We start from the raw sequence: 12,491 nt of genomic DNA, 5'->3' as shown, positions 1-12,491 counted from the left end.
TTTTTAATAATACCATGATGAATTATAACACCGAGATAGATAACTACATAGCTAAGGCCGAAGATTTTGCAAAGCCCATTTTAACGCATTGGCGCCAAATGGTGCACCAAAGTTGCCCGGGAGTAGTGGAGGCCATAAAATGGGGTTTTCCGCATTTCGACTATAAAAACAGCCACATGTTTGTTATCGCCTCTTATAAAAACCATTGCTCATTTTCCTTCATGAAAGCGGAGCTGATGAGCGACCCGCGCCTGAAAAACAGCACAGATCAAAAACCTATTCAACGTTTTTTGGGAAAGGTTACTAAAATAGAAGATTTGCCGGCCGACGAAGAATTTACAGCTATGCTGCTGGAAGCGGTGGCCTTGAATGAAAATGGGGTTAAGGTAAAAAGAGAAAAGCCGACTGCGGATAAACCTAAGGTATTAGAAACGCCGGATTACCTGCTGGCTGCCTTAGATGCCGAGCCAAAAGCAAAAGAGGTTTTTGAAAGTAAATCCAATTCGTTCCGCAAGGAATATATTATATGGATAACCGATGCCAAAACAGACGAAACGCGGCAAAAGCGGATAACGGAGGCTTTGGAATGGATAGCCGAAGGCAAAGGTAGGTTTTGGAAACACCAAAAATAAGCGCACAAGCCTGCCTGTTTAAATTTTACTGTAACGTAAATGGCTTCGGCTCAGTCTAAATCAAAATCGTTACCTTCGAGCCTAAGACGTTGACTGCTAAATTCTATACACCAACCGAGCCTTGTTTTAAGCAAGTGATACACTCCATTTGGCAGGTAGAGCATCCGCAGCATCAATTTAAAAAGGAGTGTATTATCCCCAATGGCGTGGTGGAGGCAATCTTTAATTTTAGCGATAGCCCGCCCATACCGGCTCAATTGGGCAACAAACAGCAATATTTGGGTAACTGCTTTATAAATGGGTTTAATACTACCCCTATCAATATCCAGCTTCCGCAACGGCAGGTATTTTTTGGCGTTATGTTTCAACCTTTAGCGGTAAAACATATATTTAAAACCCCGGCGGCCGAGTTTGCCAATTTAACGGTGGACCTTGGCCTTGTCAACCCCATTTACAATTCGCTTTGGCACCATTTGGCAGAGCAGGGCAATTTTGATGCAAGGGTAACAGCTTTTCTTGGCTGGCTTAGTAAACACCTTACCGGTTGGCAGCCCCGCGAGCAAATGATCAACAACTTCCTGTACGCCACTAACCAAAACGATTTATCTGTAAACGCCCTGGCTTCATCATTGTGCTATTCGCCACGGCAGTTGCAGCGGAAAATACTGGAAGCCACCGGAATGAATACCGAAGAAATGCTGCTGTATAAAAAATACCTAAAGGCCGTTGGGTTGATGCATGATGATGCTAACCTTTCGCTTACAGAGATAGCCTACCAAACCCGCTTTTCCGACCAATCTCATTTCAACAAAACCTTTAAGGGTTACGCCGGCATTACCCCCGGCGAATACAAACGGGGCATGGGCCCGGTAAAAGGGCACCTTTACCAGGATGTCCGTTAAATACAATTTTGCGGGGTGCCACTGCGGCATCTTTGCAGAAAAAAACAAATGAAAACAATATTTTTATTCGCATCTATCGGCATAGCCAGCGGCTTGCTATTTACAAACATTTACACTTCTTTGGTCGACGCACGGAGCTGGGGAAGCGACGTTCCCCATTCTATTGCTGCGGCGCGGGAATACTTTAAGGTGGTAAGCCCGGGCAATTTCTTCCGGATATTTTCGCCAATTAACCAGCTATTGGGCTTACTGGTGCTCATCCTTTTCTGGAAGGCATCGCCGGCTATTCGGCTGAGTTTAGGCGCTGCCTTTGTTTTATACATTATTGCAGATGCTTTTACATTTGCCTATTTCTATCCGCGCAACGATATCATGTTTAAAACCGCCCGCCTAACCGATGTGGATCTGCTCAAGCAAACAGTGTCGCAATGGGCCACCATGAACTGGCTGCGTACCGCAATTGTTTTTGCAGGGCTTTGCTGCTCGTGCGTATCGCTGCACAAGCTATATTTGCTTGCACAGAAATAATTTGTGAGGGTAGCCGGTAACCGGGAATGAGTGCCGGCTGCCCATTCGCAATTGTATTTCAATTCGTCGGGTAGGCGGTATCCGTCACCTCTGCGGTTACTGATGTTGTCAGCCTCCTATATCTTTATCAACCCGTTCTTCAAGGCAGCAATCACCAGCCCCGTGCGCGATTTTGTTTCGAACTTCTGGAACAGCGATTCGCGGTAGTTATCGATGGTGTGTGGGCTAAGGCACATTTGGTCGGCAATTTGTTTGTAGGTAAGGTCTGAACAGCACAGCTCCAGGAAACGGAGTTCGTTGGCGTTAAGGTCCGAATAGTCGTTCTTAAGCTGCTGTTTGTTTTGGATATTGCGCAGTAGCTTGCCCGATACCAGCTCGTTGATATAAAAGGAATGCTGGTTGATACCTGCGATGGCAGCCACCAGATCGCTAACCTTGCTTTGCTTGAGCATGTAGCCGCCCGCGCCGCTTTTGAGCATTTCGATGATGGGCTTGTCTTCTTCAAACATGCTCAGGGCGAGCACGTTGATATCGGGATGGTTTTGTTTGAGCCATCGGGTGCTTTCGTAGCCATCCATTATGGGCATGGTAATATCCATCAGCACAACCTGGGGTAGGGCCTGTTTGGTGATCTTTTGTATCATATCGGCACCGTTGCTGGCATCAAAAACAACGTTTACCTGGCCGCTCTCGGCCAAAAGGTTTACTAAACCCTGCCTAAAAAGGGTATGATCGTCAACTATCGCGATATCTATTTTGTCGGGGGACATTTTATTTATAAATAGGGTACAGTAATGGCTATTGCAGAGCCGGTACCAGGGGCAGATTCAATAGAGGCGGTGCCGTTAATAATGGCAGCGCGCTTCTTGATATTGTACAAACCCATACCAGTCTTTCGTTTCAGGGTTTCTTCAACATTAAAGCCTGCGCCATTATCGCGTATGCTCATTTTCAGTGCCCCTTCAACCTGTTCCAAATTAACGAATATTTCTGTTGCCCTGGAGTGCTGGATGATATTATTTATGATTTCCTGGAAAAGGCGGAACATGATGGTCTCCTTGCTGCCATCGCCTGTGAAAGAGTCGAAGGTGGGTTTAACGAAATGGATGGCAAAGCGGTCGCTGCGTTTCATCCATTCCAGCTCGAATTCGATGGCCGAGAACAGCCCCCTGCTTAACAGTTCCTCGCTGTGCAGCATGCGCGATAGGGCCTTTACCTCCTTGGTAGAGCGCGCCGTGAGGTCCTCCACCAATGCTATTTTTTCGGCCGTTTTGGCAAGGTCGTTCAGGTTGATGGAGCTGAGCGTGATGGTAGTTAGGCTAAGCAGCTGGCCGATGTTGTCGTGCAGGTCGTAAGCGATGGTTTTGAGGGTCTGTTCTTGCACTTCCATCTGGGTGCGCAGCAGTTCGGTTTCTAAAGTTTTTACCATAGCCTGTTTTTCTTCTTCGTGTTTTTTCTTTTTACGATTATATAGCAGCACGTACCGTATCAAAAAGATAGGGGCTATAAGGAAAACGATGGAGGTTAACCCAATTAACGAAACGATTTCCTTTGTAGATACCGGCATACGGATGAAATTGACCAGAATGAATACAGGATAACATTCAACACCTTAAAAATAATATACCGTACCGAGCTGTTGTAAGCCGATATTTCGTTGGTTTTAAGATAATCGAAAAAAACATTACAGGCAGTGCTGCCAAAATAAAAAAAGAGCGCCCCGCTTACAAACCAAAACTCACCCGAGCTTAGCAGGGGTTCATACCGCTCATCCGTTAGTTTCAAATAGTAAAACCATACGCAGGCCAGTACAAATACTACCGACATTACTTCGGCCGAGATGGTAACGAAATCCGAAAAGTGGGTATAAAGTATTTCGCCGGTGTACACTACCGCAAATACCGCAAACCAGCCATATAGCCATTTTATGCTGTAACCGTAAGGTTTAAACAGGGTATAAAAAAAATAGCTGATAAAACCGCACTCGGCCAGTAGCGCAACATTGTACAGCCGCATATTGGGTAACAAGAACACCTTGCGGATGATTAGCCCTGCGGTTTCTACGCAAACGGTTAGTAGCAGGTAAATAACAAACAACCGCCAGGCTGCGCTTTTATCCCGGTAAAGGAATATAAGCGCAACCAGGAAGCAAATAAACTCCACTGCTGTGTTTAGGGTGTATAAATCGCTTAGCGAGTATGGTTTCATTGTTATAATTACTGTATAAGCGTAGCGCCAACGGCCGGGCAATTACTTGGCGGAGGGCAAATTTCGCCGCGGTTTTCGGGGCCGGCTCCTATGATGCCTGTGGGCTTTCCGTTCAGCGGGATGTAGCTATCCCAATGCAGGTTTTTTTGGCCCAGGGTATCTTTTTTCACGGTTGATACCATTACCAGGGTGTTGTAACCATCGTACCTACGGGCACTATCCTTTGCTGCCACGCCCAGCCTTGGGTTATAAGCTGCGAAGTAAAACCTTACGCCGTCGCCGTCTTTTTCTTTCTCTAAAGCAGCTAGCATAGCCTGCAGCTTTTCTTTACTAAACCAAACCGAGCGTGTGTTGGGCAGTTTTACATGCGTTCCGTCGGATTTTATGGAATCTACCTCGCCTGCACGGGATTTGTAGTTGCCCACGTATTTAGTCGCTGTTGCAACATCAAGCGCGCCGCTGGTATCAATGGCGGCGGTGCCGGGTTCTGTTGGTGCGGCGGTTTTGGGCTGGCACGATGCAAGGCCTATGCCTGCGACTGCCAATAGGATAAGGGTTTTTTTGATTGTCATATCGTTATGAATTTAAGGTTATCGAAAGTGGGTAATTACGGGCGCAATCGCAAAAAGTATCCCGCCTTTTTTTACCCCTAAATCACCCCCTCAAAAAAGCTGATTAAACCCTGTTGCAGCTTTTAGCTTCAACATACATTTGGGATGTAATAAATAATTAATGTTAAGGGGACACATTGATCAAAGTATAGCCGGGAATAAAGTACCGGTTATATTTTAAATGCCGCAGGGCAGCATAACAAGCCGCCAATGGATGGTTAAACATTTAATTAAATGTTAAGGCAGTATTCCTATAACGGCTAACTATATATCATAGAAACATATACAAAGTATATACAAGTTTTTAATAATGCGCTGGATTTTAATTTATTAACATAAAAATATGCAATTGTTGATATTAAATATTTCTTTTACTACTAATTAAATATATTACATTTACACACCAAATTATAAACCTTTAACAATAACCCTAATCAATTTAAACTATGGATCAGTACATGGCCTCTCTCATGCTTTTTGCGGGCAACTTTGCACCAAAAGGCTGGTTCTTCTGCGACGGAACCTTATTATCAACCAACCAGTATCAAGCCCTTTTTTCGCTTATTGGCACAACTTACGGCGGCGACGGCGTTACTAATTTCGCACTTCCCGACCTGCGTGGCCGTGCACCCGTGCATCCCGGCCAGGGCAGGGGCTTGTCTAATTACTATGAGGGGCAAATGGCCGGTGCAGAAAGCGCAACCCTAACACAACAGCAACTGCCGTCTCATACGCATGCACTGCAAGGGGTAACTACCGCGGCCAACCAGTCGGACCCGCTTAATAATTTTATCTCGGTACCTATTGAAGGTAGCAGTGGTAATCCTCTTTCTACCTACAACGATGGTACTGATCCTGTATTTGCGCTTGCGGCGTTGAATCCAAAAAGTATTTCTTTCACAGGTGGTAGCCAGCCGGTACAAACGCTGTCGCCGGTATTGGCAATAAACTATATTATTTGCTGGGACGGAATATACCCGAGCAGGCCATAATTAAATATTAGCAGCGGCGCCTTCTTCAAACAATGGGGCGCTACTTTTTCACTTGGCATTAGTTGTGAGGCTCCTAAGCCCTGCAACTAATGCCATAATACACCCGGCCAAACGGCCGACACCATTAACTCGCAAATAACAAGTTTTATACAGCCCGCATCAATAAACGGTGCCAGGAAAAACTTTATAGATATAACACCTGCACCACGGCCCGGCATGCAGTTTTTACGGTTGAAACGGGCAAATATTATATTAAAATACAGCGGCGTTGCCGTAAAAAACGGACTACTTAAGTGAACATTATGAAAACAAATTTACTCTTATTAAAAAGCAGCTTGTTAAAAACCTCCGGCGTTTTAAAGGCTGCCTTTTTGCTATTAGTATTGCTGGGCATTAGCACAGCTTCTCGTGCGCAGGTTGTTTACAGCATGGGCGAACCGGGTAACACGACTGCCGCTACCTCGGGCGATTTGATCAAAAAAATGAACTACGACGGCACCAACGTAAGTACCGTTATTACAGGTACCAACGCCGGGCTGATACAACCGCTCAACGTTGCGTTGGATGGTAATAACAACCGCATTTTCGTATCCGAGGGTAACTTAAGCGGTAATGTTATCAAAGTTATTACCGGTAGCTCGGTGACAGGTACCATTACCAGCGCCAATTCTGCTTATATAAAAGATATAAATTACGATGTGGTTGGTAATTGGCTGTATTATATTACCGAAAGCGGCGATATTACGCAAGCTACTGCAAATGATGCCCTTTACAGGGTACACCCGGATGGTACCGGCTCGCAAACCCTCGCCACATCGGTAACAAAAAACCCTTACAGGCTTGAAGTGGATGCGGCTAATAATAAAGTGTACGTAGTTGATGTATCTTTTAGCGGCAGAAGCATAAAAACCGTCGACCTGGCCAATAGCAACGCCGTTACCTCGCGCGCCTTTGCCACAACATTGAACTCGGTTTATGACGTCGCCTTAGATAAGGTTAACGGGTATTTGTACTATTGTGCCGAAGGGGGGAGTGCTGCTACACTTTCCGCCACCGACCAGGTAAGAAGACAAAATATCGACGGCACCAACGATGTTCAAATAGCAGCTTCGGTTTGTAATTCGCCTTTTCGCTTAGGCCTTGATGCTGGCAATAACCGCCTCTACGTTGGCGATGCTTACTATGGCTCAGGAAAAATCGTTGCCATAAACCTCACAAATAACACGTTCAGTACGACACTCAGTTTCGCAACCGGCCAGAATTTTCCACAGATATATGATTTTGGCGTGCCCGAGCAACCTAAAGTTACCACCACAGCTGCAGCATCAGTAACAGCAACGGGGGCAACACTGGCTGGCAACCTGGTTTACGGTTACGGTATGAGCACCGAACGTGGCGTGGTTTATAGCTCCACGAATACTACCCCAACAGTAAGCGATACCAAAGCAGCAAATGCTACTGTAACTACAAATGGCGCATACTCGGCAAGTGTTAGCGGCTTAACACCGGTTACCACTTATTATGCACGGGCCTATGCCATAAATGGCGCCGGCACTACTTACGGTGCTGTGGTTACATTTACAACAATATCAAACGATGCAAACCTTTCGGCCTTTACCATTAGTTCGGGTACCTTAACTCCTACGTTTGCAGCGGGCACAACCAGTTATTCGGCATCGGTAACAAACGCCGCAACCTCCATTACGGTAACACCTACCCGCAACCAGGCCAACGCCACTATTAAAGTTAATACCGTAGCTGTAAACTCCGGTTCCGCTTCCGGCAATTTAAGTTTAGCCATTGGCAATAACACCATCACCACGGTGGTAACGGCGCAAGATGCAAGTACCAAAACATACACCCTTACGGTAACCCGCCCCAAAGCGGCACAAACCATTACCTTCGCCTCAACTGCTACCAAAACCTACGGCAATGCCGACTTTGCACCGGGCGCAAGCACAAACAGCGGGCTTACCATAAGCTACGTAAGCAGTAATACCGCGGTTGCTACCATCGTAAACGGGCAAATACACATCGTAGGGGCAGGCACATCAACCATTACCGCTTCGCAGGCGGGGGATGCCAATTATTTGGCGGCGAGTGATGCAACCCAACTCCTAACTGTAAATAAAGCGTCGCAAACAATTACCTTTAATGCCTTAACAGCCAAAACCTACGGCAATGCCAATTTTGCACCGGGCGCAACTGTTAGCAGTCCTTTGAGTGTCACTTACACCAGCGATAACACTGCTGTTGCTACCATAGTAAGCAATCAGGTACATATAGTAGGGCAGGGCACTGCCAATATCACAGCTTCGCAGGGCGGCAATGCCAATTACAATGCCGCTGCAAACGTGGTACAAAGCCTAACCGTAAATAAAGCAAACCTTACCATAACCGCCGCAGCCAAAACTAAAAATTACGGCGACACCGACCCTGCATTTACTTATACCGCAACAGGCGTAGTAGGCAGCGATGCTCCTACAGGTGCATTATCAAGGGTATCACCAACAACAAACATCTTTATCGGCACCTATGCTATTGATCAGGGCACCCTTAGCTATAGTAACAATTACAATGTTACCTACGTGGGCGCAAATCTTACGATTAACAAACGGCCCATTACCGTTTTACCGATAGCCAAAACCAAAGTTTATGGCGATGCGGATCCGTTCCTTAACCAGTTTCAGACCGTAGCAGGCTCATTGGCCTCCGGCGATGCAACGAGCGACCAATTTGGGCGTGCTGCCGGCGAAAACGTGGGCACTTACCTGATGAGCCTTGGCACCAAAAAGTTTGTAAATGGCCTTAACGATGTTACCGCCAATTACGATATAACCGTTCAACCGGCCTATGTAACCATTACTGCTAAACCTATAACCGTTACAGCCACCGCTAAAACCAAAACTTACGGCGATAACGACCCGGCGTTAACCTACACTGCCAACGTTGCTTTAGGTTTTAGTGATAGCTTTACCGGGGCATTAAGCCGTGCAGCAGGCGAGGGATTTGGCACTTACGCTATTAATAAAAATACGCTGGCATTAAGCAGCAACTATACCTTAACTTATGTTGGCGCTAATTTAACCATCGGCAAGAAAATAGTTAACGTTATCGCCGAGGCCAAAACCAAGACCTTTGGCGACAGCGACCCTGCATTAACCTATACCGCTGATGAATTGGCCAGTGGCGACAGCTTTAGCGGCGCGCTAACCCGTGTAGCAGGGGAGAACTTTGGTGCCTATGCCATTAGCCAGGGTACGCTCGCCGTAAGCAACAGCAGTAATTATACCTTGAGTTTTACAGGCGCCGACCTAACCATCAACAAGAAAACTATTAACGTAACCGCCGCCGCCACAAGCAAAACTTATGGCGATACCGACCCTGCGCTTACTTACGCTGCCGACGCTTTGATTGGCGGCGACAGCTTCACAGGGGCAATAAGCCGCGCCCCGGGCGAAAGTTTTGGCACTTATGCCATAACCCAGGGTACGCTTGCCCTTGGCAGTAACTATACATTGAACTATACAAGTGCCGACCTGAGCATTGAAAAACGAGTTATTGATATTTACTCTGGCAGCCGCGATGTGCAATACGGCGACCCTGATGGCACAATCGGGTACTCTTATTCGGGCACCCCGGTTTCGGGCGATACGTTCTCCGGTTCACTTGGCCACGAGCCGGGTAGTGCGTTAGGTACTTATGCTACAACTATAGGTACTTTCGGGATAACCAATGGCGGAAGCTATGACCTTATTTTCCATAGTGGAGCGTTCAATATCGTACAAAGGGAGATCATCGTTTCGGGCGGTTCTACCTTTAAGATCTATGGCGATGCCGACCCTGCTATCAATTACAGCATTGTATCGGGCACTTTGCTGGGCGGTACCCAAATTACAGGCGCATTAACCCGCGATGCGGGTGAAACAGCGGGCCCGTATAACGTAAGCCTCGGTACTTTAGCCATTAACGACAGCAATTATAAACTGACTTTCCAAGGCGGGTACTTCGAGATAGACCGCGCACCCCTTACTCTTACTATCGATAATAAAACCAAAGTTGCTACCAAGCCAAACCCGGCACTTACCTATAGTGTAACCGGTTATAAAAATGGTGATACCGAGGCAACAGCATTTACATCGGCCATTCAGCTAACAACAGATGCCACCATCAGTTCGGCTGCCGGTGATTATAATATTTATGTTAACGGTGGTGCGTACGCTTCCAACTACAACGTTACTACCGTAGGTGGTACCATGACTGTAACGCCTGCATCAAGCATTAATACCCTGGCAAGTGCTACGCTAAATGGCGGTGGGTTTAATGAGGCTTTTGATCCTGCAACTGATTTTTACTCGGCAAGTGTTCCAAACGGTTCTACGTCTGCAACATTAATAGCAACAGTAACCGATCCGCTATCGACCATGTCGATAGGCTACGATCCTGCAACCGCTACGCCGATAGCATCCGGCGCACCTTACACAGTAACCTTTACTGGTGGCAATACCCAGCAGGTACCCGTAAACGTAACGGCAGAAAACGGAACGGTACATTCTTACTATTTTAATATAACACCTATTCCTTCAGACTCTAAGCTGTCTAACCTGAGCAGTAGCGTGGGTGTTATCAGCCCATCGTTTAACCCTCTTGTTACCTCATACACGCTTGATGTTAGTGCCGAAACAGATTCTATCACCATTACCCCAACAACCCACGACCCGCTGGCAACAGCAAGAGTAAGCGGTGGTGGCGAAGGTGGCGCTACAGGTGCCAAAAGGATAGCTGTGCATGAGGGCGGAAACCCGGTCAACATAACTGTTCGATCTGCCGATCATACCAGTAATACATTTTACCAGTTATACATCAAAAGGCCTATCAGGTTGAAAACGCTTATGCTAAGCGCCGGTAACCTGTTCCCCGCCTTCGATCCTAACGTAACCAGTTATGTAGCAAAAGTAGGCGAGAGCATACCTGCCATTACAGTAACACCAGAAGGTAACCAGTCTTATTTCCAAATCACTGTAAACGGCGATCAGGTAACTTCCGGCGACGCGTCTGCACCGGTTACTATAAATGCAGATGGTTCTACTACTATCGCGGTGACAATTACCGCAGGCGATGGCGAAACCTCTAAAACATATAATATTAGCGTAGTACACGCATCAAGCAATGCTGCGCTTGCCGGCATCAGCTTAAGCACCGGCGCGTTAGACCCTGTGTTTGATCCGGCTACTTTAACTTATAATGTTTACCTGCCAAATACAACAACTGCAGTATCATTTACGCCAACGGTAGCAGATGCAACGGCAACCATGACAATAAACGCCAGCCCTGCGGCTTCGGGTGCTACCATTACCAACAATAACTTAACTGTAGGCCTGCACAATTACTATTTGGTTGTAACTGCTGCAGATGGCGTAACAGCCAACACCTATAATTTGAGGGTATCAAGGGCACCGTCAAGCGAATCCGGCCTGTCAAATATCGTACTAAGCCAGGGTACCCTGTCGCCGGTGTTTGATATAGAGGTTAGTTCTTATACCGCATCGGTAAGTAACGGGGTATCGATTTTAACGTTAACACCGGCATTTCTAGATGCTACCGGCAGCCTGTCTGCAAAGGTTAATGGCAGCAATGCAGCCATATCATCGGGTGTAATTACTGCTCCACTCAACTCGGGTGCCAATACGATAGACATTATATCAACAGCCGAAGACGGCGTAACCACTAAAACCTACACCATAACGGTAACTCGCGCCCTGTCTAACAATGCAGCGGTATTATTAAAAGTTGGCGGGGCCAACCTGGTGTCTGCAACGGGGAGCGGTGATGAGAATTATAAAACATCGGTAGCCAATACCGCAACAAGCATCGTGCTGACGCCTACGGCATTGGAGGCCCATGCTGTTATCCGTGTAAACGGTACTGTCGCAAGCAGCGGCTCTCCGCTTTCGATACCTCTTACCGGTGCCGTTACGCAGGTTACCATCCAGGTAACCGCAGAGGATGGTGTAACCACCAGGACGGCGACGCTTCAGGTAAATAAAACAGGGTCTACCAATGCTTGGTTAACTCAGGTGGTTTTAAGCCCATATGTAACGTTAAGTTCTGTTTCCGGAAGCAGCGATTATAATTTTTCGGCATCGGTAGGTGCAAATATTAGCAGTGTTACGTTAACCGCCACGCCAAGTGATTCCAAAGCCATCATACGGGTTAATAACGTAGTGGTAGCTGGTGGGGCAGCCTCCGGGGCGATAGCGCTTTCAACGGGATCCAATGTGATCAGTACGGTGGTAACAGCCGAAGACGGCATAACCACTAAAACCTACACCATAACGGTAACTCGCCTGTCTAACAATGCAGCGGTATTATTAAAAGTTGGCGGGGCCAACCTGGTGTCTGCAACGGGGAGCGGTGATGAGAATTATAAAACATCGGTAGCCAATACCGCAACAAGCATCGTACTGACGCCTACGGCATTGGAGGCCCATGCTGTTATCCGTGTAAACGGTACTGTCGCAAGCAGCGGCTCTCCGCTTTCGATACCTCTTACCGGTGCCGTTACGCAGGTTACCATCCAGGTAACCGCAGAGGATGGTGTAACCACCAGGACGGCGA

Annotated in this window: 9 protein-coding genes; 5 read left to right on the top strand and 4 right to left on the bottom strand. The window is 47.0% G+C overall.

Translation table 11 applies throughout. The annotated features are described in order from the left end of the window. Window positions 1–14: 14 nt before the first annotated feature. The 3 genes from AC1DXC_RS24675 (at window position 15) to AC1DXC_RS24665 (ending at window position 2,062) form a co-directional block, all read left to right on the top strand. Window positions 15–632, top strand: coding sequence for a YdeI/OmpD-associated family protein (locus AC1DXC_RS24675; protein ID WP_477461843.1), 618 nt, complete (start codon window positions 15–17; stop codon window positions 630–632). A gap of 89 nt (window positions 633–721) precedes the next feature. Next, window positions 722–1,534, top strand: a complete 813-nt coding sequence (locus AC1DXC_RS24670) for a helix-turn-helix domain-containing protein (protein ID WP_477461842.1) — start codon at window positions 722–724, stop codon at window positions 1,532–1,534. Window positions 1,535–1,582: 48 nt separating this feature from the next. Then, entirely contained in the window at window positions 1,583–2,062 is a 480-nt protein-coding gene (locus AC1DXC_RS24665; RefSeq protein WP_477461841.1) for an anthrone oxygenase family protein, read from the top strand. A gap of 116 nt (window positions 2,063–2,178) precedes the next feature. On the opposite strand, the gene AC1DXC_RS24660 is transcribed toward AC1DXC_RS24665, so the two are convergent. Genes AC1DXC_RS24660 through AC1DXC_RS24645 form a run of 4 tightly spaced genes read right to left on the bottom strand, consistent with a single transcriptional unit; the run spans window position 2,179 to window position 4,842 of the window. Then, a complete protein-coding gene (locus AC1DXC_RS24660; RefSeq protein ID WP_477461840.1) occupies window positions 2,179–2,832 on the bottom strand; it encodes a response regulator in 654 nt (217 codons plus the stop codon). Between the two features lie 5 nt (window positions 2,833–2,837). Continuing rightward, window positions 2,838–3,629: a sensor histidine kinase gene (locus AC1DXC_RS24655; protein ID WP_477461839.1), complete on the bottom strand. Its 792-nt coding sequence runs from the start codon at window positions 3,627–3,629 to the stop codon at window positions 2,838–2,840. Further along, complete coding sequence (locus AC1DXC_RS24650) at window positions 3,596–4,270, bottom strand: hypothetical protein (protein ID WP_477461838.1); 675 nt, start codon at window positions 4,268–4,270, stop codon at window positions 3,596–3,598. The genes AC1DXC_RS24655 and AC1DXC_RS24650 overlap by 34 nt, the downstream gene beginning before the upstream one ends. An 8-nt stretch (window positions 4,271–4,278) precedes the next feature. Next, window positions 4,279–4,842, bottom strand: a complete 564-nt coding sequence (locus tag AC1DXC_RS24645) for a hypothetical protein (RefSeq protein ID WP_477461837.1) — start codon at window positions 4,840–4,842, stop codon at window positions 4,279–4,281. A gap of 485 nt (window positions 4,843–5,327) precedes the next feature. On the opposite strand from AC1DXC_RS24645, the gene AC1DXC_RS24640 reads away from it, so the two are divergent. After that, the gene (locus tag AC1DXC_RS24640; protein ID WP_477461836.1) at window positions 5,328–5,873 is read left to right on the top strand and encodes a phage tail protein; all 546 of its coding nucleotides are present in this window, start codon (window positions 5,328–5,330) and stop codon (window positions 5,871–5,873) included. A gap of 302 nt (window positions 5,874–6,175) precedes the next feature. Further along, a partial coding sequence (locus tag AC1DXC_RS24635; protein WP_477461835.1) for a cadherin-like beta sandwich domain-containing protein occupies window positions 6,176–12,491 on the top strand: 6,316 nt, incomplete at its 3' end.

The organism is Mucilaginibacter sp. P2_D11, assembly GCF_056404435.1.
This window is presented reverse-complemented; position numbering and strand designations above follow the sequence as displayed.

Bases quoted from the DNA above. Each gene is read 5' to 3' on its own strand.
- AC1DXC_RS24650 (WP_477461838.1), bottom strand. From the start codon at position 4,270: ATGAAACCATACTCGCTAAGCGATTTATACACCCTAAACACAGCAGTG.
- AC1DXC_RS24645 (WP_477461837.1), bottom strand. From the start codon at position 4,842: ATGACAATCAAAAAAACCCTTATCCTATTGGCAGTCGCAGGCATAGGC.
- AC1DXC_RS24675 (WP_477461843.1), top strand. From the start codon at position 15: ATGATGAATTATAACACCGAGATAGATAACTACATAGCTAAGGCCGAA.
- AC1DXC_RS24665 (WP_477461841.1), top strand. From the start codon at position 1,583: ATGAAAACAATATTTTTATTCGCATCTATCGGCATAGCCAGCGGCTTG.
- AC1DXC_RS24640 (WP_477461836.1), top strand. From the start codon at position 5,328: ATGGATCAGTACATGGCCTCTCTCATGCTTTTTGCGGGCAACTTTGCA.
- AC1DXC_RS24655 (WP_477461839.1), bottom strand. From the start codon at position 3,629: ATGCCGGTATCTACAAAGGAAATCGTTTCGTTAATTGGGTTAACCTCC.
- AC1DXC_RS24660 (WP_477461840.1), bottom strand. From the start codon at position 2,832: ATGTCCCCCGACAAAATAGATATCGCGATAGTTGACGATCATACCCTT.